The organism is Streptomyces sp. JW3 (assembly GCF_052216785.1).
In the GTDB taxonomy this organism is placed as follows: domain Bacteria; phylum Actinomycetota; class Actinomycetes; order Streptomycetales; family Streptomycetaceae; genus Streptomyces.
Genome location: NZ_JBQOUX010000047.1, coordinates 1 through 22842 on the forward strand (window position 1 = coordinate 1; position 22842 = coordinate 22842).

At 72.0% G+C, this 22842-nt stretch carries 21 protein-coding genes and 1 pseudogene; 10 read left to right on the forward strand and 12 right to left on the reverse strand.

The window, feature by feature from the left end:
* A pseudogene (locus ACTT8P_RS20085) lies at positions 1-232 on the reverse strand (pyridoxamine 5'-phosphate oxidase family protein); the annotation flags it as partial.
* A gap of 139 nt (positions 233-371) precedes the next feature.
* A complete protein-coding gene (locus ACTT8P_RS20090) occupies positions 372-1541 on the reverse strand; it encodes a spore photoproduct lyase family protein (RefSeq protein WP_442833057.1) in 1170 nt (389 codons plus the stop codon).
* 155 nt (positions 1542-1696) lie between these two features.
* Here ACTT8P_RS20090 and ACTT8P_RS20095 point away from each other — a divergent pair, with 155 nt between their 5' ends.
* The gene (locus ACTT8P_RS20095; protein ID WP_361175491.1) at positions 1697-1873 is read left to right on the forward strand and encodes a hypothetical protein; all 177 of its coding nucleotides are present in this window, start codon (positions 1697-1699) and stop codon (positions 1871-1873) included.
* Between the two features lie 3 nt (positions 1874-1876).
* On the opposite strand, the gene ACTT8P_RS20100 is transcribed toward ACTT8P_RS20095, so the two are convergent.
* The 6 genes from ACTT8P_RS20100 to ACTT8P_RS20125 form a co-directional block, all read right to left on the reverse strand.
* Complete coding sequence (locus ACTT8P_RS20100) at positions 1877-2668, reverse strand: SAM-dependent methyltransferase (protein WP_442833058.1); 792 nt, start codon at positions 2666-2668, stop codon at positions 1877-1879.
* A 78-nt stretch (positions 2669-2746) separates the two neighbouring features.
* Positions 2747-3373, reverse strand: a complete 627-nt coding sequence (locus tag ACTT8P_RS20105) for a sugar O-acetyltransferase (protein WP_442833059.1) — start codon at positions 3371-3373, stop codon at positions 2747-2749.
* Between the two features lie 31 nt (positions 3374-3404).
* Positions 3405-5450: a beta-galactosidase gene (locus ACTT8P_RS20110; RefSeq protein WP_442833060.1), complete on the reverse strand. Its 2046-nt coding sequence runs from the start codon at positions 5448-5450 to the stop codon at positions 3405-3407.
* 73 nt (positions 5451-5523) lie between these two features.
* Positions 5524-6867, reverse strand: coding sequence for an ABC transporter substrate-binding protein (locus ACTT8P_RS20115; RefSeq protein ID WP_442833061.1), 1344 nt, complete (start codon positions 6865-6867; stop codon positions 5524-5526).
* Positions 6868-6966: 99 nt separating this feature from the next.
* On the reverse strand, positions 6967-7923 hold the full coding sequence (locus tag ACTT8P_RS20120; RefSeq protein ID WP_442833062.1) for a carbohydrate ABC transporter permease: 957 nt from the start codon (positions 7921-7923) through the stop codon (positions 6967-6969).
* A 7-nt stretch (positions 7924-7930) separates the two neighbouring features.
* Complete coding sequence (locus ACTT8P_RS20125) at positions 7931-8857, reverse strand: carbohydrate ABC transporter permease (RefSeq protein WP_442833063.1); 927 nt, start codon at positions 8855-8857, stop codon at positions 7931-7933.
* Between the two features lie 305 nt (positions 8858-9162).
* On the opposite strand from ACTT8P_RS20125, the gene ACTT8P_RS20130 reads away from it, so the two are divergent.
* Positions 9163-10152 carry a LacI family DNA-binding transcriptional regulator gene (locus ACTT8P_RS20130; RefSeq protein WP_442833064.1) on the forward strand — a complete coding sequence of 330 codons (990 nt, stop codon included), beginning with the start codon at positions 9163-9165 and terminating at the stop codon, positions 10150-10152.
* Positions 10153-10578: 426 nt separating this feature from the next.
* Entirely contained in the window at positions 10579-11625 is a 1047-nt protein-coding gene (locus tag ACTT8P_RS20135) for an SDR family oxidoreductase (RefSeq protein ID WP_442833065.1), read from the forward strand.
* A gap of 15 nt (positions 11626-11640) precedes the next feature.
* Here ACTT8P_RS20135 and ACTT8P_RS20140 read toward each other — a convergent pair whose 3' ends face one another.
* On the reverse strand, positions 11641-12468 hold the full coding sequence (locus tag ACTT8P_RS20140) for a ribonuclease BN (protein ID WP_442833066.1): 828 nt from the start codon (positions 12466-12468) through the stop codon (positions 11641-11643).
* Positions 12469-12613: 145 nt separating this feature from the next.
* Here ACTT8P_RS20140 and ACTT8P_RS20145 point away from each other — a divergent pair, with 145 nt between their 5' ends.
* Positions 12614-13777, forward strand: coding sequence for an enolase C-terminal domain-like protein (locus ACTT8P_RS20145; protein ID WP_442833067.1), 1164 nt, complete (start codon positions 12614-12616; stop codon positions 13775-13777).
* 10 nt (positions 13778-13787) lie between these two features.
* Here the strand turns inward: ACTT8P_RS20145 and ACTT8P_RS20150 are convergent, their stop codons facing one another.
* Both ACTT8P_RS20150 and ACTT8P_RS20155 read right to left on the reverse strand, forming a co-directional pair.
* Entirely contained in the window at positions 13788-14477 is a 690-nt protein-coding gene (locus ACTT8P_RS20150) for a GAF and ANTAR domain-containing protein (RefSeq protein WP_442833068.1), read from the reverse strand.
* A gap of 96 nt (positions 14478-14573) precedes the next feature.
* The gene (locus ACTT8P_RS20155; protein ID WP_442833069.1) at positions 14574-15335 is read right to left on the reverse strand and encodes a FadR/GntR family transcriptional regulator; all 762 of its coding nucleotides are present in this window, start codon (positions 15333-15335) and stop codon (positions 14574-14576) included.
* A 233-nt stretch (positions 15336-15568) separates the two neighbouring features.
* Here ACTT8P_RS20155 and ACTT8P_RS20160 point away from each other — a divergent pair, with 233 nt between their 5' ends.
* The 6 genes from ACTT8P_RS20160 to ACTT8P_RS20185 are packed head-to-tail and all read left to right on the forward strand — an operon-like array spanning position 15569 to position 21602.
* Positions 15569-16936 carry an MFS transporter gene (locus ACTT8P_RS20160; protein ID WP_442833070.1) on the forward strand — a complete coding sequence of 456 codons (1368 nt, stop codon included), beginning with the start codon at positions 15569-15571 and terminating at the stop codon, positions 16934-16936.
* Positions 16933-18666, forward strand: coding sequence for a dihydroxyacetone kinase family protein (locus ACTT8P_RS20165; RefSeq protein WP_442833071.1), 1734 nt, complete (start codon positions 16933-16935; stop codon positions 18664-18666). The genes ACTT8P_RS20160 and ACTT8P_RS20165 overlap by 4 nt, the downstream gene beginning before the upstream one ends.
* An 11-nt stretch (positions 18667-18677) precedes the next feature.
* Complete coding sequence (locus ACTT8P_RS20170; protein ID WP_442833072.1) at positions 18678-19154, forward strand: ribose-5-phosphate isomerase; 477 nt, start codon at positions 18678-18680, stop codon at positions 19152-19154.
* Complete coding sequence (locus ACTT8P_RS20175) at positions 19154-19927, forward strand: triose-phosphate isomerase family protein (RefSeq protein WP_442833073.1); 774 nt, start codon at positions 19154-19156, stop codon at positions 19925-19927. The genes ACTT8P_RS20170 and ACTT8P_RS20175 overlap by 1 nt, the downstream gene beginning before the upstream one ends.
* Positions 19927-20733, forward strand: coding sequence for a sugar phosphate isomerase/epimerase family protein (locus ACTT8P_RS20180; protein ID WP_442833074.1), 807 nt, complete (start codon positions 19927-19929; stop codon positions 20731-20733). The genes ACTT8P_RS20175 and ACTT8P_RS20180 overlap by 1 nt, the downstream gene beginning before the upstream one ends.
* Positions 20733-21602: a phosphogluconate dehydrogenase C-terminal domain-containing protein gene (locus ACTT8P_RS20185; protein ID WP_442833075.1), complete on the forward strand. Its 870-nt coding sequence runs from the start codon at positions 20733-20735 to the stop codon at positions 21600-21602. The genes ACTT8P_RS20180 and ACTT8P_RS20185 overlap by 1 nt, the downstream gene beginning before the upstream one ends.
* A gap of 80 nt (positions 21603-21682) precedes the next feature.
* On the opposite strand, the gene ACTT8P_RS20190 is transcribed toward ACTT8P_RS20185, so the two are convergent.
* The gene (locus ACTT8P_RS20190) at positions 21683-22765 is read right to left on the reverse strand and encodes an acyltransferase family protein (protein ID WP_442833076.1); all 1083 of its coding nucleotides are present in this window, start codon (positions 22763-22765) and stop codon (positions 21683-21685) included.
* Positions 22766-22842 lie beyond the last annotated feature (77 nt).

Consider the following 22842-nt stretch of genomic DNA (forward strand, 5'->3'; position numbering starts at 1 on the left):
GCCGCGACACGTCGCAGTTGCCCGCGGTGTCGGAGGTGCCCAGCAGGCAGAAGGACGAGCGGGCCAGGATCTCCAGGTCCTCGTCGGTGAGCCGCTCGTGGACCTTGTCGATCACGACGGGCCAGGGCTCGCCCAGCAGCTCCCGCAGCTCGGCGCGCGAGTCCAGTTCCACCCAGCCCTCGCCGGTGACGGTGTCCGGCCGGTCTTCGGCGGTGTCGATCGTGTGCGGCAAGGCCGGCTCCAAGTGGTGCGGGGGCGACGGGTAATTGCATTCTCAACGATATCTGATGTTAGGTTCGCCTTACCTGTTGAGCCGGAAGCACTCCGTCCGGTGATTGGGGCGACGTTCGCGCGAGCGGTGCGGTGACGGCTCAGAACGCGTAGCGCACGCGCAGCCACGGCGCGTGGGCGCCGATCAGCTCCCGCACGGCGGCCACCGCCTCGGCCTTGACCCGGTCGCGGTAGCGGACGTTGAGCGCCCCGTTCTCGGAGCGCTTGGCCTGCTGGAGCTCCGGCCGCCACAGCACCTCCTCGGCCCGGGGATGCCAGCCGAGGTTCACCTGGTGCAGCTCCCGGTTGTGCGTCAGCGTGATCACCTCGGCGGCGGCCTGCCGCTTGACCCGCTCGGGCAGCACGTCGTCGAGGTGGTCCAGGAGCTCGGCCCAGGCGTCCCGCCAGCCGGGCCGCAGCACCACGGGGGAGAGGTTGAAGTGCACCTCGTACCCGGCGTCCAGGAAGTCGGCCGCGGCGGCGATCCGCTCGGCCACCGGCGAGGTGCGCAGGTCCAGCAGACGGGCGTCGTCCGCGGGCATCACCGAGAACCGGATCCGGGTCCGGCCGCGCGGGTCGAGGGCGAGCAAGGCGGGGTTGACGAACTTGGTCGCGAACGACGCCTTCGCGGTCGGCCACTGCCGGAAGGCACGCACCAGGTCCGCGGTGTTGTCGCTGATCAGCGCGTCCACCGAGCAGTCGCCGTTCTCGCCGATGTCGTACACCCACGCCTGGTCGTCGCACTGGTTCGGCTCCGGTTTCACCCCCTGCCGGGCGAGGTGCCGGCCGATGTGCGCGATGATCCGGTCGATGTTGGTGAAGACGGTGACCGGGTTGGCGTACCCCTTGCGCCGGGGCACGTAGCAGTAGGCACAGGACATGGCGCAGCCGTTGGAGGCGCCCGGCGCGATCCAGTCGGCGGACCGCCCGTTGGGCCGGGTGGTGAGTGTCTTGCGCTCGCCGAGCACCAGTGTCTCGCCCTTGACCCGGACCCAGCGCTCGACGTTGCCCTCGTTGCCGTGCAGCCCCGGGATGCCCCAGTGCGAGTCCACCTCGATCAGCCGGGCGCCGGGGAACCGGGCGCGGATCTGCCGGCCGCGCGGTGAGACGGCGGCGGCCGGCTCGGCGTAGATCTCCCGGACCGGCAGCAGCCGGCGGGCCGCGGGGAGGTCACGGACGGCCGGCCCCGCCTCCGCGGCCGGGCCCGGCAGGGCGTCGAGCCCGAACAGCGTGCCGGAGCCGTCGTCCGGGGCGGGGGACGGGTGGTGCATCGGGGCTCCGGGGCGTGAGGTATGTCCGGTAAAGGACCGTTCTCCCACTGTACGGGCACTGGCACACCGGCCGCCGGGCCCCGTGTTCCGGGCCCGGCCGGGGGCATACGGGTGGCACGGCGGCGAACGGCGCCGTCCGATCCGAGGAGGTCTCCGTGCTCGCCATCGTCGCAGCGGTTCTGTTCCTCATCGCCTTTCTGATCAACGCGGCCGACATCTCGACCAACGACATCTTCACGTCGGTCAACTTCATGCTCGTCGGGCTCGCCCTGCTGGCGCTGCACGTCGCCGGGATCGGCAGCGGCTGGGCGGCCCGGGGCCGCCGGCGCTGACCGTCAGGGGATGCGGGCCACCGCCGCGTAGATACCGCTCTCCTCCGGCTCGGGGCGCTCCTGCTCCGGGCCGTACCACTCGGTCGCGGTGACCAGGCCCGGCTCGACCAGCTCCAGTCCGTCGAAGAACCGGGCGACCTCCGCCCGGGTCCGGAAGCCGAGCCGGATGCCGCCTTTCGCGTACTGCGCGATGACCTGTTCCGCCAGCTCCGGGAAGAGGTCGATCGCGGCGTGCGAGAGCACCAGGTAGCTGCCGGACGGCAGGGTGTCGACCAGGCGCCGGACGATGCCGTGGGCGTCCTGGTCGTCCGGGATGAAGTGCATCAGGGCGATCAGGGACATCGCGATCGGCCGGTCGAAGTCGAGAATGGACCGGGCGTGCTTCACGATCTCGTCCGGGGTGCGCACATCGGCCTGGATGTAGTCCGTGGCCCCCTCCGGGCGGCTGACCAGCAGCGCCTCGGCGTGCCGCAGCACGATCGGGTCGTTGTCGGCGTAGACGACCTTGGCGGTCGGCACCGTCCGCTGGACGATCTGGTGCAGGTTGGGCTCGGTGGGGATGCCGGTGCCGATGTCGAGGAACTGGTCGATGCCCTGCGCGGCGAGCCGGGCCACCGCGCGGTTCATGAACGCCCGGTTCTGCCGGGCCGCGTCGTGCGCCTCGGGCGGCAGGGTTCGGCCGACCGCCTCGTCGACGGGATAGTTGTCCTTGCCGCCCAGCAGCCAGTCGTAGACACGCGCGGGGTGGGCCTTGCTGGTGTCGATCTCCAGGGGCCGGGAACTGTCCGTCGTCATCGGGGGCTCCGTCGTCGGTCGTCCGAGTGCGTGGTGATCATCGTACTGCCAGGGGCGGTGAGTTGGGACGCACACGGGTCAGTCGGACGACAGGGTGCGCGGCGGCCGGTAGGCCCATTCCCGGTCCGCGTCGGTGATCTCGCGCAGTACCCGGGCCGGGGTCCCGGCGACCACCGTCATGGGCGGTACGTGCGCCGTCACCACGCTGCCCGCGCCGACCACCGACCCCCGGCCGACGGTGATCCCCGGCATGATCAGCGCCCCCGCGCCGATCCACACGTCGTCCTCGATCCGCACCGGCGCCGAGAACTGGGTGCCGTCGCGGCGCAGGTCGGGGTGGACCGGGTGGCCGGTGGTCGTCACGGTGACGTGCGGCGCGAACATCACCCGGTCGCCGACCACCACCTCGACGTCGTCGACGAGGGTGAGGCCGAAGTTGGCGTACACGCCGTCCCCGAAACGCACATGGCGTCCGTAGGCCACACGCAGTGGCGGTTCGACGAACACATCCGTGCCCACGGCGCCGAACAGCTCCGCCAGGAGCGCCCCGCGGCCCTCCTGGTCGCGGGGCGCGCTGCGGTTGTAGGCGTCGGCCAGCTCCTTGCCCCGCAGCCGCTCCTCGGTCAGGCCCGGTACGCCGTCCTGGTACAGCTCCCGGGCCGTCATCCGGCGGCGCACCTCGTCCTCGCGCGGGTCGGCTGTCACGGTTCCTCCTGGTCGTGGACGAGGGCTGCGGTTACCCGCCGGGCTGCCGCAGCACGGCGACCTCGCGGGGGCCGAGGACGAGGGTGCCGTCGGCGGCGGTGGTGCCGGTCAGGACCTCGCCGGGCAGGTCCCCCGCCGGCACGGTGTCGTCGGTGCGGTTGACCAGGAACAGGAACCGGGCGTCCGGGCCGCGCCGCACGGCCGTCTCGACGCGGCCGCGCAGCGCGGCGGGCAGTTCGCCGGTCACCCCGGCGGGCGCCAGCAGCCGGGGCAGCAGCGCGGTGAGCCCCGGCACGCCGAGCCGGGTGGAGACGTAGGCCGCCGAACCCCGGCCGGCCGGCCGCCGGGTGACGGCCGGGCGGCCGGCCTGGTCACCGGTGCGGTAGCGGGAGAGGACCTCGGTCTCCTCGTCGGTGACCGTGATCCGGTCGGTCCACAGGGTGCCGGTCACCGCGTCGTCGAGTTCCACCGGGTCGCCGTCGAGCAGCGGCCCGAACTCCTCGACGCGGATGCCCAGCAGGTCGCGCAGCGCGCCCGGGTAGCCGCCCAGCCAGACGTGGTCGTTCTCGTCCACCACACCGGAGAAGTAGGTGGTGACCAGGTGGCCGCCCTGCTCGGCGAACCGGGTCAGCTCCTTGGCCAGCTCGGCCGGGACCAGGTGCAGCACCGGCGCGATCAGCACCTTGTGCCGGCTCAGCTCGGCGCGGGTGGTGACCAGGTCGGCGCGGACGCCGAGGGCCAGCAGTGCCGTGTACCAGTCCAGGGCCTCCTGGCGGTAGTCGAGCAGCGAGGTGGGGTGCGAGTCCTGCTCGCTGGCCCACCACGACTCCCAGTCGAAGAGGATGCCGACCTCGGCCGTCTCCCGCTCGCTGCCCGCGACCGGCGCGAGCGCCTTGAGGGTCTGCCCCAGGGACACCACCGCGCGGAACAGTTCGCTGTCGGGGCCGGCGTGCGGGACCATCGCCGAGTGGTACTTCTCGGCGCCCGCCGCCGACTGCCGCCACTGGAAGTAGCACACCGCGTCCGCGCCGTGCGCCACGTGCAGCAGCGCGTCCCGGGCCAGCTCGCCGGGCCGCTTGGCCACGTTCACCGGCTGCCAGTTCACCGCGCTGGTGGAGTGCTCCATCAGGAACCACGGCCGCCCGCCCGCGATGCCGCTGGTGAGGTTGGCGGAGAAGGACAGCTCGGCCCGGTCCTGCGGGCCGGGGTGCACGTAGTGGTCGTTGGAGACGAAGTCGATCTCGGGTGCCCAGTCGGCGTAGTCCATGCCCTTGGTGCCGCCCATCACCATGAAGTTGGTGGTGACCGGGACGTCCGGGGTGATCTCCCGCAGGATGTCGCGCTCGGCCCGCAGGTGTTCCTTCAGCGCGTCGGACGAGAACCGCTTGAAGTCCAGCTGCTGGGTCGGGTTGGGGTGCGAGCCGGCCAGCCGGGGCGGCAGGATCTGCTCCCAGTCGGTGTAGCGCTGGGACCAGAAGGCGGTGCCCCAGGCGTGGTTGAGCGCGTCGAGCGAGGTGTACCGGGCGCGCAGCCAGCCGCGGAAGGCGCGGGCCGCGTCGTCGGAGTAGTCGTATACGTTGTGGCAGCCCAGTTCGTTGGAGACGTGCCAGGCGACCAGCGCCGGGTGGGTGGCGTACCGGGTGGCCATCTCGCGCACCAGGCGCAGCGCGTGCCGCCGGAACACCGGGGAGGTGGGCCGCCAGTGCTGCCGGGCCCCCGGCCACACCGTCTCGCCCCGGTCGGTGACCGGCAGGATCTCCGGGTGGGCGGTGGTCAGCCAGGGCGGCGGGGAGGCGGTGGCGGTGGCCAGGTCGACCCCGACACCGCCGGCGTGCAGCAGGTCCATGACCTCGTCCAGCCAGCCGAAGTCCCACTGGTCCGGGCCCGGTTGCAGCCGGGCCCAGGAGAAGATCCCCACGGAGACGACGTTGACGCCGGCCTCGCGCATCAGCCGGACGTCCTCCTCCCACACCTCGCGGGGCCACTGCTCGGGGTTGTAGTCGGCACCGAAGAGAAGACGGGGCATCCGGTCGTCGTCGTCCGGGCCGCCGGGGCGCGACAGGAGAGTGGAGATCATGGCGGTCCTTCCAGATGTGCAAAGGGGCGGCGCGGACTCGCCGCGCCGCCCCGGGAGTTGTGCTATCGCAGGGTCACTCGACGGTGAAGCCCTGCTCCTTGCCGTACTTCACCGAGGCGTCCTGCCAGGACTTCAGGGCGTCGCTCAGCTTGGTGTCGGAGACATAGGCCTTGCCGACGGTGTCGTTGAAGATCGAGTTGGCGTACACCTGGAACGGCAGGTACTGCCAGTCGTCCGCGACCTCGGCCGCCGACTCGGCGAAGATCTTGTTGGCCTGCTGGCCGCCGAAGTAGTCGAACTTGGTCTCCTGGAAGGTCGAGGACTGGAGGTCCTCGGTGGTCGCCGGGAAGGCGCCCTCCTTCAGGCGGCTCTGCACACCCTTGCCGGAGTTGGCGTACTCGACGAACGCGTAGGCCAGTTCCTCGTTCTTGCCGAGCTCCGGCAGGGCCAGCGAGCTGCCGCCGTTCTCCGCGCTCGACTTGCCGCCTTCCTTCCACTGCGGCAGCGGGGCGACCCGCCAGTCACCGGACGCGTCCTTGGCACCCGACTCCAGGTTGGCCGGCATCCAGGCGCCGGTGGCCAGGCTCGCGATGGTGCCGTCGGCCAGGCCCTTGAACCAGTCGTCGCTCCAGGCGGCGACCGGGGCGACCAGGTCGTCGTCGAGGAGCTGCTGCCAGGTGTCGCTGTAGGTGGTGGCGCCCTGGTCGGTGAAGTCGACCTTCACGTTGGTGCCGTTCGTCACCGAGTACGGGCGCGAACCGGCCTGCCACAGCAGGCTGGTGGTGGTGCCCGCGTCACCGGCGTCGGCGGTGATGTACGCCTTGGGGTCGGCCGCGTGCAGCTTCTTGGCGGCCTCGACGTACTCGTCCCAGGTGCTGGGCACCGCGATGTCGTACTTGTCGAAGACCTTCTTGTTGTAGAACAGCGCCATCGGACCGGAGTCCATCGGCAGCGCGTACACGCCGTCGGTGCCCGACTGGACCGCGGACCAGGGGCCGGGCGAGTAGTGCGCGGCGAGCTTGTTGGCGCCGAACTCGCTGAGGTCGGTCAGGCCCTTGGACAGCGCGTACTGGCCGATGGCGTAGTACTCGATCTGGGCGACGTCCGGGACGCCCTTCTTCGCCGATATCGCGTTCGACAGGGCGGTGTACTGGTCGGCGTTGGTACCGGCGTTGACCAGGTTGACCTTGACGTTCTTGTGCTCCGCCTCGAAGTCGGCGGCCACCTTCTTCAGCGTGGGTTCCCACGCCCATACGGTGATTTCGCCGCCCTTCTCCAGAGCCGCCTTGATGTCGGACTCGGAGACCGACTTCCCGCTCGATCCCCCGTCCTCGGAGTCACCGCAGGCGGTGGCCCCCAGCGCGAGGGCGCAGACGAGTCCGATACTGCGCAGCAGACGGCGCGAGTGCTTGTGCATGGTCGAGCTTCCACTTCCTTGTGGCCGTAACGGCCCTGTCGGGGGTGTGCAGAACGAGGAACATGCGTGGGGGGAGGACGAGGTGGGGGGAGCCTGCTGTCACTCCTTGACACTCCCGGCGGCGAGCCCGGACTGCCAGTACCTCTGGAGCAGCAGGAACGCGGCGACCAGGGGCACAATGGTGATCAGGGATCCGGTGATGACCAGGTTGAACACCACCTCGCCACCGGCCGTTTGAGCTTGGGCGTTCCAGGCGTTCAGACCCACGGTCAGGGGGTACCAGTCCGGATCCTTGATCATGATCAGCGGCAGGAAGTAGTTGTTCCATGTCGCGACCATGGTGAACAGCAGGACCGTCACAATACCGGGAGCCAGCAGCGGCAGTGCAACTCGGAAGAAGGTCCGGGCCTCGCTCGCGCCGTCGATTCGGGCGGCTTCCATCAGTTCGGTCGGTATGGCATCGGTGGCGAACACCCACATCAGGTACAGACCGAACGGCGAAATGAGTGACGGGATGATCACCGCCCAGGGGGTGTTGGTGAGTCCCATCTTGCTGAACATCAGGAAGGTGGGCACCGCCAGCGCCGTGGTGGGCACCGCCACCGCGCCGATGACGACGGCGAACACCGCCTTTTTGCCCGGGAACTGGAACTTGGCGAGCGCGTAGCCGCCGAGCACCGCGAGCAGGGTGGCACCGCCCGCGCCCAGCACGACGTACATCAGTGTGTTCAGCAGCCAGCGGGTGAACACACCGTCGTCGTAGGTGAATGTGTCGGCGATGTTGCTCCACAGGGCGAAGTCGTCGTCGAACCACAGACCGAACGAACCGGACAGCCCTTCCTGGGTCTTGGTGGCGCTGATGAGCAGCCACAGCAGCGGCACCAGGCTGTAGAGCAGCACCAGGCCGGTGAGGACGGTCAGCAGGACACTGCGCCGGGGCTTGTTGGACGCCGGCCGGCGGCGGTGCGAGCGCAGCCGCGGCGGCGGCGCGGCGTGCGAACGGCCCGGCGCGGGCGGGTGGTTGCGGTTCGGTGCGGTGGCGTAGGGACTGGTCATCGCTGGTTCACACTCCCTTGCGCGTGCCGCGCAGCTGGACGACGTAGGCGATGACCATGGTGATCAGCCCCATGATGATGGCGACCGCCGCGGAGTAGTTCTGCTGCTGGCCGTTGAAGGACAGCGAGTACGTGTAGAAGTTCGGCGTGTAGTCGGTGGTGATGGCGTTGCGGGCCAGCGGCCGCATGATGCTCGGCTCGTTGAACAGCTGGAAGCTGCCGATGATGGAGAAGATGGTGGCGATCACCAGGGCGCCCCGGATGGCCGGCAGCTTGATGGCGGTGATGACCCGGAGCTGACCCGCGCCGTCGATCTGCGCCGCCTCGTACAGCGAGTTCGGGATCACCCGCAGCGCCGCGTAGAAGATCAGCATGTTGTAGCCGATGAACTCCCACGTGACGATGTTGCCGATGGAGGCCAGCATCAGATCCGCGGAGAGCGGGTCGGGCAGCGAGACGCCGAGCGCGTCGTTGATGTCACCGACCAGGCCGTAGCGGGTGCCGTACATGAACGACCACATCAGGGTGGCGACCACGGCGGGCACCGCGTACGGCAGGAAGATGGAGACCCGGAAGAAGTCCCGGCCGTACAGCCGGCCGCTGTCCAGGGCCAGGGCGACCAGCAGCGCGAGGCACAGCATGACCGGCACCTGTACGACCAGGAAGAGCGTGACGCGGCCGAGGGCGGCCCAGAAACGGTCGTCCTGCAGCGCCTGCTGGTAGTTGTCCAGGCCGACGAAGGTGTTGCCGCCGATCAACTGCTCGCGGAACAGGCTCAGATAGATCGCGTAGGCGATCGGCGCGAGGAAGACCAGGGCGAACACGGCCACGAACGGGCCGAGGAAGCCCCAGCCCGTCCAGGACCGGCGGTCCCGGCGCGCCTTGGGCGGTGCGGGACGCGGTCGGGAGGCCGCTGGGGGGTGCAGCGTCGTCATCTCGTTCCTTGCTGGGGTTCATATACTGAACTCGCGATGTTTACGTAAACATCGCACAGCGCGGAGACGGGCTGGGGTTGTTAGGTTTACGTGAACATCCGGTAGGCGGCATGTCTACCGTGCTCCGGTCAAGACGGTCAAGGGGCGGACGGGCAACGGCCCGTGCGAGCCTCGCACGAACAACGAAAGGCGGCGGACGGCGAGTGGACACGGCTGAGCGAGCCACGGCGAGCACGCCCGCACCGGCGGGACCCGCCGGAGCACCCGGCACGGCCCCCCGGCGCAGGCGGACGCAGAACGCCTCGATGGCCGATGTGGCAAGGCTGGCGGGGGTTTCCTCGCAGACCGTCTCCCGGGTCTCCAACGGGTACGCGGGCGTCACCGAGGAGACCCGGCGGGTGGTGCGGGAGGCGATGCAGGAGCTCGGCTACCGGCCCAACAGCGCGGCCAGGGCGCTGAAGAGCGGTGAGTTCCGCACCATCGGAGTGATCACCTTCACACTGTCCACCACCGGCAACGTCCGCACCCTGGAGGCCATCGCGCAGTCCGCGGCGCACGAGGGCTACGCGGTGACCCTGCTGCCGGTCGCGGTGCCCACCCAGGACGAGGTGCGCGGCGCGTTCTCCCGGCTGGAGGAACTCGCCGTCGACGCGGTCGTCGTCATCATGGAGGTGCACCTGCTGGACGCGGCCACCGTCACCCTGCCGCCGCACGTGCAGGTGGTGGTCGTCGACTCCGACGCCGGCGACCACTACACGGTGGTCGACACCGACCAGGCGGGCGGCACCCGGGCGGCCGTACAGCACCTGCTGGGCCTCGGCCACGGCACGGTGTGGCACCTGGCCGGCCCCGAGGACTCCTACGCCGCCGAGCGCCGGGCCGGCGCCTGGCGGGCCACCCTCACCGAGGCCGGCCGCACCCCGCCGCCGCTGGTCCGCGGCGACTGGACGGCGGAGTCCGGCTACCGGGCCGGTCTTGAGCTGGCGGCCCGCGCCGAGTGCACCGCCGTCTTCGTCGCCAACGACCAGATGGCCCTCGGTCTGCTGCGCGCCCTGCACGAGAGCGGGCGGCGGGTGCCCGAGGACGTCAGTGTCATCGGCTTCGACGACATCCCCGAGGCCGGTGCCTTCCTGCCGCCGCTGACCACCGTGCACCAGGACTTCGCGGAGGTGGGCCGGCTGTGTGTCGAGGCGGCGCTGCGCCAGATGCGCCAGGACACCTCAGAGCGGGGGACCACGCTGGTGCCGACCCGGCTGGTGCGGCGGGCCAGCACGGCACCGCCGCCGGTCCGGTGAGCGGCCGGTTCGCCGGGGCGGGTGGCGGCGGCTTGGGTGGTCATGTTTCGGGTCGGTGACCGGGAGGTGGTCTTGCGCCGGATGTGGCGGGAGGCCCTGGGGCGGGGGACGACGCTGGTGCCGGCCCGGCCGGCTGGTGCGGCGGGCCGGCACGGCACCGCCGCCGGTCCGGTGAGCGGCCGGTTTGCCGGGGCGGGTGGCGGCGGCTTGGGTGGTCGTGTTTCGGGTCGGTGACCGGGAGGTGGTCTTGCGCCGGATGTGGCGGGAGGCCCTGGGGCGGGGACGACGCTGGTGCCGGCCCGGCCGGCCGGCTGGTGCGGCGGGCCGGCACGGTATCGCTGCCGGTCCGGTGAGCGGCCGGTTTGCCGGGGCCGGTGGCGGCAACCCGGGCAGTCACCGTTTTCCGTCCGTGACCGGGAGGTTCTTATGGCCCACACCGCCGACCGAGCGACCCGCGACGATGCCCCCGTGGTGGTCGTGACCGGGGCCAGCGCGGGGGTCGGGCGGGCAACGGCCCGGGCCTTCGGGGCACGTGGCGCCTCGGTCGTCCTGCTGGCCCGCGGCCGCGACGGCCTGGAGCGGACGGCCGCGGAGGTCCGGGCGGCGGGCGGCCGGGCGCTGCCGATCAGCGTGGACGTCGCCGACGCGGCGGCGGTGGACGCCGCGGCCGGCCGGGCCGAGGACGAGTTCGGGCCGCTCGACGTGTGGGTGAACGCCGCCTTCACCACCGTTTTCGCACCCGCCGACGAGGTACGGCCCGAGGAGTTGAAGCGGGCCACCGAGGTGACGTACTTCGGCTTCGTGTACGGCACCCAGGCCGCGCTGCGCCGGATGAAGCCCCGCGACCGCGGCACCATCGTGCAGGTCGGCTCGGCGCTGGCGCAGCGCAGTGTGCCCCTCCAGGCGGTGTACTGCGGGGCCAAGCACGCCATCCAGGGGTACACCGACTCGCTGCGCTGCGAGCTGCTGCACGACCGCAGCGGGGTGCGGGTGACCATGGTCCAGATGCCCGGCCTGAACACCCCGCAGTTCAGCTGGGTCCTGACCAGGCTGCCCCGGCACCCCCGTCCGGTTGCCCCGGTGTACCAGCCCGAGGTGGCCGCCGAGGGCGTGCTGCACGCGGTGGACCACCCCGGGCGGCGGGAGCACTGGATCGGCGGCTCGACCGTCGCCACCCTGATCGGGCAGCGGATCGCGCCGGCGCTGCTCGACCGCTACCTGGCCCGTACCGGCTACGACTCCCAGCAGACCGGCGAACCCGTCGACCGGGCCCGCCGCCCGGTCAACCTGTACCAGCCCCCGGACGACCGCGCGGGCAGCGACTTCGGCGCCCACGGCGCCTTCGACGACGAGGCCCACCCACGCAGCCTCCAGCTGTGGCTCTCCCGGCACCGCGGTGCCCTCGCGGTCGGCGCGGGACTGGCCACGACGGCCGCCGCGGCGGTGGCGGGCGGGGTGCGGCGAGGGGCCTGAGCGGCCGACGCCCGGTTACCCACCGTCGCCGCGGGCCTCCGCGCCGCCGGTGCGCCGCGCCCGGCGCGGACTCCAGTGGTGTTCGTGGAACCAGCGGCCGACCAGCGCGCCGCCGAACACCACGAACCCCACCCCGATCAGCCAGGACTCCACCACCAGCACGGTGCCGACAGTGCCGTAGCTGATCGCGTTGTCCAGGATGAGCGGGGTGAACACCAGGTACGAGAAGCTGCGCAGGCCGATCAGCCCCACCATGGTGGCCAGCGCCCCCGGGAACAGGTCCCGCCAGCGCACCGAACTGCCCAGCAGGAAGTGCTGGCCCCACCAGAAGAACAGCGTGCCGGTCACCGTGGACAGCACGATCCGGGCGGTACCGTGCAGCCCGGTGCGGGTCTGCACCTCCTGGTAGAGATACGCGGTCAGCACCGCCACCCAGGTGAGCTGCCGCCACACCCGGTGCCAGGGCCCCGAGGGCAGCCGCCAGATCCGTTCGTAGCCGTTCTGCACGCTCGCCGCGAAGGAGACCCCGAACACCGCGAGCAGCAGACCGCCCCAGATACTGGTGGTGCCGATGATCTCGCGCGGCGGGCTGATGATCTCGGTCAGCACCCGCGCCGACCGCCCCGACAGACCCATGCCGTCGGCCAGCCACGCCGCGAACCCGCCGCGCCCCAGCGGATCGGCGGCGGCCACCACGATCAGCAGCGGAGCCAGGGTGACCAGCGCGATCGTGGCGAAACCCATGGCCCGGTGCATGAGTTCCAGCTCCCGCGCCTGCCGGACCAGGGCGGTGGCGGCCAGCCGGTCCCACAGACGGTGGAAGGGGCTCAGGAACCGATTCACGAAGCGGCGCTCCTCCAGGCGGTCCTCGGGACGGCTCGTGGGCGCGGCCGTCGGGGCTGGGGCGACTGCACCAACGTAGCCCGCAGCCCGGCACATCGCGCGCCGCGGGGGTGTGCCGGTGCGCCTGGCGCGGTACCCCGGGGCCATGAGCGGTGACACGGAGCACGGGAACAGCGGGAGCACGGCGGCGGCCGGATGTGTGATCGACGCCGTCGACACGCACGCCTTCGCGGTGCCCACCGACGGCCCCGGCGGCCGGGAGCAGGACGGCACCCTGGAATGGGACGCCACCACCCTGGTCCTGGTCCGGGTGCACGCCGGCGGCCGCACCGGCATCGGCTACACCTACGGCGACGTCTCGGTCGCGGCGTTCATCCGCTCGCTCCTGGCCCCGGTGCTCCAGGGCGCGGACGCCTTCTCGCCGGCCGCGCTGTGGCGGCGGACCGGCGCCGGGATCCGCAACGCGGGCCGGCCCGGCGCCGGGGCGATGGCCCGCTCCGCCGTCGACATCGCGCTGTGGGACCTGAAGGCGCGGCTGCTCGGACTCCCGCTGGTCCGACTGCTCCCCGCGCACCACGACCGGGTGCCCGTCTACGGCAGCGGCGGCTTCACCAACTACCCGCTCGACCGGCTCACCGGCCAGCTGAGCGGCTGGGCGGAGCAGGGCATCGGCCGGGTCAAACTGAAGACGTCCCGGGAGCCCGGCCGCGACCCGCAGCGGCTGGCCGCGGTGCGGCGCGCGGTCGGCGACGGCACGGAACTCCTCACCGACGCCAACGGGGCACTGGACCGCAAGGAGGCCCTGTACTGGGCTCGGCGCTTCCACGAGGAGTGGGACGTGCGCTGGTTCGAGGAACCCGTCAGCTCGGCGGACCCGGACGGGCTGCGGCTGCTGCGCGAGCGGGGACCGGCCCGGCTGGAGATCGCCGCGGGGGAGTACGCCTACCTGCTCCAGGACTTCGCCGCCCTGGTGGCCGGCCCCTCGGTGGACTGCCTCCAGGCCGACGTCACCCGCTGCGGCGGCGTCACCGGGCTGCTGGAGGTCGCCGGGCTGGCGGCCGGACACCACCTCGACCTGTCCGCGCACTGCGCCCCGGCCGTCTCCGCGCACGCCTTCGCCGCGGTGCGCCGGCTGCGCCACCTGGAGTACTTCCACGACCACGTCCGCGTCGAGAACCTGCTGTTCGACGGTGTGCCCCAGCCGGACGGCGGTGCCCTGCGGCCCGACCCGGACCGGCCCGGACTGGGCCTCGACGTCAAATGGGCGGACGCCGAGCCCTACCGGGTCGACGGCCGCCGGCCGCGGTGAGCGCGGGCCGTCAGGGCAGCCGGCCCTGCTCGCAGACCCGCCGGGCGACGTCCCGCAGCTTCATGTTGCGCTCCTGCGAGTAGCGGCGCAGCACGTCGAACGCCTGCTTCTCGGTGAGCCGGTGACCGCCCATCAGGATGCCCATGGCCTCGCCGATGGTGTGCCGGGTGTCGATGGCCTGCTGCAACTGGGCGTTGCCGCGGGCGGTGGCGAACGCCACCGCCGCGTGCGAGGCGAGCAGCCAGCCGGCCGTCTCGCTGGCGGCGGTGAAGGCACCGGGCCGGCGCGAGTAGAAGTCCAGCGCGCCCAGCTCCTCCTCCTCCGTGTAGAGCAGGATGCCCATCATGCTGCCGATCCCCAGCTTGCGCGCCTCGGGGACGTAGGCGGGCCACTGCGGCACGTCCTCGTTGAAGTCGGTGATCCGGAACCCGCGCTCGTCGCTGGTGGTGCGGGCGACGTCGTAGCACGGGCCCTCGCCGAGCCGCTCCTGGAGCCGGTCGCTCTCGACGACCATCTGGTCGGTCTCCGCCAGGGAGCGGGCCCGGCCGCCCCGCACGAGGAGGATGCCGGCCGCGTCGCAGCCCTCGACCAGTTCGGTGGCGGCGTGGGTGATGCGTTCCAGGGTGCCGTCCACCGTGTCCTGCGCCAGCAGGTCCCGCGCCAGCAACGCCATGCGCTCCGCGAACTCGCGCCAGTCCACAGTGCCCGCCTCTCCGTCCGCACCGGTGCGTCGTGCCGGAACCCAGCATGCCGGGCCCCGGCCCGGCCCGCCTGCCCGGATTCCGGCCCGGCAGTCTCACACCTGGCCGTCCACCGAGGCCCGCAGCCGGGCGCTGGCCATCCGCATGTGCTCCGCCATGGCCCGGTCGGCGGCCTCCGGGTCGCGGGCCCGGATCGCCTCCAGCACCGCGTCGTGCTCGCACAGCGTGCCGCTGACCGTGCCCTCGATGTCGCTGACCCGCTCCATCCACACCTGGAGCAGCGCCCGGATGCTGTGCAGGATGTCGCTCAGCACGCTGTTGCGGGCGATCCGCGCGCACTCCAGGTGGAAGGCGATGTCCGCGTCGATGAACGCCGTGACGTCGCCGCGGGCCTCCCGCATGTGCCCGAGGTGTGCCTGAAGCCGGGCCACGTCCTCGTCGGTGGCCCGCTCGGCGGCCAGCCGGGCGGAGACCCCCTCCATGTAGGTGCGCACCTCGACCAGGTCCTGGGTGCGCCGCTGGCCCAGCATCAGCCCCCAGTTGATCGCCCGGGGCAGGAACTCGGAGGTCCCCTCGCGCACGTACGAGCCGGACCCGGGCCGGATCTCGATGATGCCGAGGACGTCCAGCGCGGACAGCGCGCCGCGCACGCTGGAGCGCGCCACTCCGAGCGCCTCGGCCAGCTGCCGCTCGGCGGGCAGCCGGGTGCCGGGCCTGATGTGTCCGGCCGAGAGGTGGTCGAGGAGCCGCTTGGCGACCTCGCTGACGGAGGACTCGCGCACCACGGGGCGCAGCAGCCGCGCCAGGTCGGGAGCGGCGTCCGAGGACTGCTGATCAGGCTGACTGGTCACGGTCACCAGTGAACCAGATGGCCCCGCACCCCGGCTGACCAGCCGGTTCATCGGCCGGATGGGTGAGGTTTGTCAAGAGTTGGGCCGTTCGGAAATCTATGACGGTCGCCACACTGGTAAATTGGTGACCAATTTCGATCGGCGACATAGCGTGTGGAGCGATCCGGTCGGCGGCCTGCCCGGCGCCACCGGCGTGAGCCATCCCGGACGGAGCTGTCCGGGCGAGCCGAGGAGTCGCCATGGGTGCCGACGCGCCAGCCCCGGCAGTCGAGAGAACTGCCATCAAGAAGGTCTCAGTCCGCCTCGTTCCGTTCGTGGCCCTGATGTTCTTCGTGAACTACCTGGACCGGACCGCCGTCTCGTTCGCGGAGCCGAACGGGATGGGCCAGGACCTGGCCCTGACCGCCGCCCAGTTCGGATTCGCCTCGGGAATCTTCTTCCTCGGCTACATCGTCCTGGAAGTCCCCAGCAACATGGCCCTGCACCGCTTCGGAGCCCGCCGCTGGCTGGCCCGGATCATGGTGACCTGGGGCATCGTCTCGCTGCTCTTCACCTGGGTGAACAGCAGCGGCGGCCTGTACACGCTGCGGTTCCTGCTGGGCGTCGCCGAGGCCGGGTTCTTCCCCGGCGCGATCCTCTTCCTCAGCCAGTGGGTGCCCGCCCGCCACCGCACCAAGATCCTCGGCCTGTTCTACCTGGCCCAGCCGCTGACCACGGTCTTCGGCGCCCCGCTGGCGGGCTGGCTGATCGGCCACCACGGCCTGTTCGGCCTGGAGGGCTGGCGGGTGATGTTCCTCTTCGTGTCCATCCCGGCCATCCTGCTCGGCGTCATCGCCTGGTTCTACCTGATCGACAAGCCGGCCGACGCCAAGTGGCTGACGCCCGCCGAGCGCGACTGGCTGACCGCGGAACTCGCCGCCGAGAACGCCCAGAAGACCGGCCACGACGGCGGACACGCCAAGGGCGACCTGAAGCGGGCCTTCACCAGCGGCCGGGTCTGGACCCTCGCGGTCGTCTACTTCGGCTTCGTCTACGGCCTGTACGCCCTCGCCTTCTTCCTGCCGACGATCATCAACGGCTTCCAGGAGCAGTACGACACCACGTTCAGCGTGATGGACAAGGCGTGGATCACCGCGATCCCGTACCTGCCCGCCGCCATCGTGCTGTTCTTCTGGACCCGGCACGCCACCAGGCACTCCACCCGCACCTGGCACATCGCCGGCCCGGCGATCGTCGGCGGGGTCACCATCCCGGTCGCCCTCTACATGGGCTCGCCCACCGCGACGGTCGCCGTGATCACCGTGACCGCCTGTTCGATCTTCGCCGCGCTGCCCGTCTTCTGGTCGGTGCCCTCCCGGTTCCTGACCGGAGCCGCCGCCGCGGCCGGCATCGCCCTGATCAACACGGCCGGCAACATCGCCGGCTTCGCCTCCAGCTACATCACCGGCTGGCTCAAGGACTGGAGCGGCGACTACTACGTACCGCTCTTCCTGGTCGGCTTCTTCATGCTGCTGTCCGCCGCCCTGATGATCTGGCTCGCCGCCCGCCACCGCACCGACGAACCGGCCCCCGACCCCGCGCACCAGACCATGGAGGCCCTTCGATGACCCGCCTGTTCAACGACCCCGCCGCCTTCGCCGACGAGGCCCTGGAAGGCTTCGCCGCCGCCCACCGGCGCTGGGTGCGGCCCGTCACCGGCGGCGTGGTCCGGGCCGGCGGCACCCCCGAGGGCCAGGTCGCCGTGGTGATCGGCGGCGGCTCGGGCCACTACCCGGCCTTCTCCGGCCTGGTCGGCCGGGGCCTGGCGCACGGCGCGGCGGTCGGCAACGTCTTCGCCTCGCCGTCCGCCGCCCAGATCCGCTCGGTGGCCCGCGCCGCGCACGGCGGCGCCGGGGTGCTCCTGATGTACGGCAACTACGCCGGTGACGTCCTGCACTTCGGGCAGGCCGCCGAACGGCTCGCCGCCGACGGCATCGAGGCCCGCACCTACGCCGTCGCCGACGACGTGGCCAGCGCGAGCCCCGAGGAAGCCGGCAAGCGCCGGGGCATCGCCGGCGACCTGCCCGTCTTCAAGGCGGCGTCGGTCGCGGCCGAGCGGGGCCTGCCGCTCCAGGAGGTGCTGAACGTCGCCGGGCACGCCGGCGCCCGCACCCGGTCCTTCGGCATCGCCTTCTCCGGCTGCACCCTCCCCGGCGCCGACCACCCCCTGTTCACCGTCCCCGCGGCCCGGATGGCGGTCGGCCTCGGCATCCACGGCGAGCCCGGCATCGGCGAGCAGGACCTGCCCACCGCCGACGAGGCCGCCCACCTGCTGGTCGACACCCTCCTGAAGGAACTCCCCGAGGACGTCGCCACCCCCGCCGGACAGCGCGCCGCCGTCATCCTCAACGGCCTCGGCTCCGTCAAGTACGAGGAACTGTTCGTCGTCTACCGCAAGGTCGCCGCCCTGCTGGCGGAGGCGGGCGTGGAGACAGTCGACCCGGAGGTCGGTGAACTGGTCACCAGCTTCGACATGGCCGGCGTCTCCCTCACCCTGACCTGGCTGGACGACCTGCTGGAAGACCTGTGGCGGGCCCCGGCCGACACCCCGGCCCACCGCAAGGGCGCCCTCGGCGAACCCGAGCCGTCCAGCGCCCCGGCCACGACGACCGCCGACCCCGACGACGAGGCGATCCCGGCCGCCTCCGACGCCTCCCGGCACGCCGCCGCGACCGTCCTGGCCGCCCTGGAGGCGGTGGCCGCCACCGTCGACACCCACGTCGACGAACTCGGCCGCATCGACGCCGTGGCCGGCGACGGCGACCACGGCATCGGCATGCGGCGCGGCTCCACCGCCGCCCGCGAGGCCGCCCGCGCGGCCCACGGACTCGGCGCCGGCGCGGCCACCGTCCTGGCCCACGCCGGCGACGCCTGGGCCGACAAGGCGGGCGGCACCTCCGGCGCCCTGTGGGGCACCATCCTGCGCGCCGTCGGCACCGCCCTCGGCGACCAGGAGGCCCCGAGCGCGGCCACGGTCGCGGCGGGAGTAGCGGCCGCCTCCGCCGCCGTACAGCGGCTCGGCGGCGCCGAGGTCGGTGACAAGACCATGGTCGACGTGCTCGTGCCGTTCGCCGACACCCTCACCGGGGCCGTGCGCGCGGGCGGCGGGCTCACCGCCTCCTGGGACCGGGCCGCGACCGCCGCCGCCGAGGCCGCGGCGGCCACCGCCGGCCTGCTGCCCCGCAAGGGCCGGGCCCGTCCGCACGCCGAGAAGTCCCTCGGCACCCCGGACGCCGGCGCCCACTCGCTCGCCCTCATCACCCGCGCCGTCCACGGCGTACTGCTCAACCACCACTGAGGAAGACGGTCATGACTGACAAGCTCCGTATCGTCGTCGGCTGCGACGACGCCGGTTACCAGTACAAGGAAGCCCTCAAGCAGGACCTGGAGAACAGCGGCCTGGTCGCGTCGGTCACCGACGTCGGGGTCGACGCCGACGGGCACACCGCCTACCCCAAGGTCGCCATAGCCGCGGCCGAACTGGTCGCCCGGGGCGACGCCGACCGCGCGCTGCTGGTGTGCGGCACCGGGCTCGGTGTCGCCATCGCCGCCAACAAGGTCAAGGGCATCCGCGCCGTCACCGCCCACGACTCCTTCTCCGTCGAGCGGGCCGTCCTCTCCAACAACGCCCAGGTGCTCACCTTCGGCCAGCGCGTCATCGGCCTGGAGCTGGCCCGCCGGCTGGCCAAGGAGTGGCTCACCTACCGCTTCGACGAGACCTCGGCCTCCGCCGCCAAGGTCCAGCTGATGTGCGACTACGAAGACGCTGCTCAGGCCGCGGCCTGATGTCCGGCCCCGCACAGCCCCCCGTCCTGCTGGGGGTGAGCCTGAAGATGTACTTCGGCCACCACCAGACCCTCAACTGGGCGCGCAAGGTGGCCTCTCTGGCCCAGCGGCACCCGGCGGTCGCCTCCGGCGCCGCCCGCCTGTTCGTCCTCCCCGCCTTCCCGGCCATCGTCCCGGCGGCCGGCATCCTCACGCCGTACGGCATCGAGGTCGGCGCCCAGGACCTGGCCACCGAGGACTCGGGACCGTACACCGGCGAGGTCGGCGGCCCGTTCCTGAAGGAGATCGGCTGCCGGTACGCCGAGGTCGGCCACGCCGAGCGGCGCCGGCTGTACGGCGAGGGCGACACGGTCGTCGCCGCCAAGACCGCCGCCGCCCTGCGCAACGGACTCACCCCGGTCCTGTGCGTCGGCGAGCGCGACCAGGTCACGCCCCAGGAGGCGGCGGCCCGCACGGTCGCCGAGGCCGCGCGGCTGCTGCACGGCCTCGACGGCGGCGTGGTCCTCGCCTACGAGCCCCAGTGGGCCATCGGCGCCCCCGAACCGGCCGCCACCGAACACATCGCCACCGTCTGCGCGGCGCTGCGCGAGTGGCTGAACGGCCGCCCCCAGCACACCGGTTCGACCGTCATCTACGGCGGCAGCGCGGGCCCCGGCCTGCTCAGCCGCCTGGCCGGCACCGCGGAGGGCCTCTTCCTCGGCCGCTTCGCGCACGACCCGGCGAACGTCGAGGCGATCCTCGACGAGATCCGCACCCCCGTTGGAGCGTCGTGATGGCCTACGGCATCAGCACCTACGCCTACTTCTGGCGGATCTCCGCCCGCGCGCCGCACCCGATGACCCTCACCGAGATGCTGGCGGACACCGCCCGGCTCGGCGGCCGGGTCTTCCAGATCTGCGACTACGCGCCCGTCGAGTCCCTCGACGCCGCGCAGCTCGCCGACGTCCGCGCCACCGCCCGTGACCTGGGCATCGAGCTGGAACTCGGCACCCGAGGCGTCCGCCCCGGGCACCTGGCGAAGTACCTCGACCTGGCCGGCGAGCTGGGCGTCACCTTCGTCCGCTCCATGCTCAACACCGCCGACCACCGGCCCGCCCCGGACGAGGCCGTCGCCCTGCTCAAGGAGACCGTGCCGGCCTACGCCGCCGCCGGGGTGACCCTGGGCCTGGAGACCTACGAGCAGGTCGCCACCGACGACCTGGTGAGCGTCGTACGCGGTGTGGCCGACGAGCACCTCGGGATCGTCCTGGACCCGGGCAACAGCGTCGCCCGCCTGGAGCGCCCCGCCGACGTGGTGACCGCCACCGCGCCGTACGTGGTCAACATCCACGTCAAGGACTTCGCCTTCAGCCGCCGGGACGGCTGGGTCGGCTTCACCTACGCCGGCTGCCCGCTCGGCGAGGGCCTGCTCGACTACGCCGGCATGACCGCCGCCGTCCGCGCGGCCCGGGGGGACCGCCGTATCAACCAGATCGTGGAGCACTGGCTCCCGTGGCAGGACGACGGCTTCGACGCCACCGCCCGGCTCGAACACCAGTGGACGCAGCACAGCATCAACACCCTTCTGAGGAGCAAGTAATGGCCACCGAGATCCAGACCGATGTGACCACCGTCGCCGTCATCGGGGCCGCCGGCAAGATGGGCCAGCGCGTCTCCAACAACCTGGTCGAGAGCGACTTCCGGGTGCTCTTCAGTGAGGCGTCCCCCAAGGGCCAGGAGCTGATCCGGGGCCTGGGCCGGGAACTCACCGAGTCCGCCGACGCCGCGGCCCGGGCCGACGTCGTCATCCTCGCCGTGCCGGACGTCGTCCTCGGCAAGGTCTCCGCGGAACTCGTCCCGCTGATGAAGCCGGGCACCGTCGTCCTCACCCTCGACCCGGCCGCCGCCTACGCCGGCCTGCTCTTCGAACGCGAGGGGATCCACTACGCCTGCGCCCACCCCTGCCACCCGTCGGTGTTCCTGGAGCGCACCACCAAGGAGGAGTGGCAGGACACCTTCGGCGGCATCGCCGCCCCGCAGGAGGTCGTCGCCGCCTACGAGGGCGGCGACGAGGCCAAGCAGCAGCTGGCCGACTCCGTGATCCGCGTGATGTACGCGCCGGTCGTGGACGTGCACTGGGTCACCGTCAAGCAGCTCGCCGTCCTGGAGCCCACCCTGGTGGAGACCATCGCCTGCATGGTGGGCGCCCTGCTGACCGAGGCCCTGCACGAGACCGTGCACACCGTCGGCGTCCCGGAGAAGGCCGCCCGCGCCATGCTGCTCGGCCACACCCAGGTGGCCCTGGCCAACACCCTCAAGGGCTCCAACCCGTTCTCCGACGCCTGCCTGATCGCCATGGACTACGGCCGCGAGTCCATCGTGCGCGAGGACTGGAAGAAGGTCTTCGACGACGCGGAGCTGGACAAGGTGATCACGCGCATGCTGAAGATCAAGGAGATCAAGCGCTGACGACCCGTCGCCGGCCGCGCACACGGCCCGGCCCCGCCGCCCACGGGGGACGGCGGGGCCGGGCCGTTGTCGTGCCGGGATCAGGCGGTGCGCTGCTTGCGGAACGCCCAGTCCATCCTGGGTTCCATCACACACCGGAAGACCCGCCGCACCGGCGCGGTGCACAGCAGCGTGACCACCACCGCGGCCACCACGCTGACGACGATCTCGCCGGCCGGCTCACCCGTCCACGCGGCGTGGCTCCAGTGCCAGTGGTTGGCGGCCTGGACGACGAAACCGTGCAGCAGATAGCCGTACAGCGTGCCCGAGCCCAGTGCCGTGAACCAGGTCCGGCGGCCCGGCACCCAGGCCAGGAAGCAGGCCACCAGGGTGAGCGAGCAGCCGAAGACGGCCAGCGTCATCAGCGGCCCGTACCAGGCGGCCACGTCCATCTGCTCGGCGCTCGCCCGGTGGAAGAACCACCCGTAGTCGAACCGGGGCACCAGCCAGTACGACAGCGCGATCGCGCAGCCGAAGACCGGTACGGCCGCGATCCGCGCCGCGCGGCGGCGCACCAGCCGGAAGTGCTCGGGCTCGAGACACAGACCGAGCACGAAGTACGGCAGGAACTGAAGCGCCCGTTGCAGATCGAGGTCGTCGCCGATGTCCGGCGAGAGCGTCGCCAGCATCGCGACGGCCAGCGCGATCGGCAGCGGCCACCGCACGGCGCGCCACAGCGGTGTGGTCAGCCGCCAGATGAACAGCGCCGCCAGGAACCAGGTCAGGTACAGCGGGTCGAGCAGACTGATCGCCCGGTCCGGTTCGCCGTCGCTCCACCGGGTGAAGAGGCTGTACGCCGTCTCGAAGACGACGTACGGCACGACGACCCCGGTGAACAGCCGCTGGATCCGCCCCGGGCTCGTGTCGAAGTTCCGGGAGAAGTACCCGGACACGACGATGAACGCCGGCATGTGGAAGGCGTAGACGACCGTGTAGAGGGCGGTGACGGCGCGGCTGCCGTCACGCAGCGGCTCCCAGGCGTGTCCCACCGCCACCAGCACGATCGCCAGGTACTTGGCGTTGTCGAAGAACGCGTCCCGCTGTCCGGCGGGCTTCGCTCCGGTGCTCGCGGCGGGGCGCGGTGCGGTTCCGGTGGCCTGCGCGGGGGATATGGCCTCCGTCACACCGCCCCCACCGCGTCACGGGAGCAACGCGAACCGGTGGTGACGCGTCTTACTGGAGTTGAGGGAGTGGCGAAGGC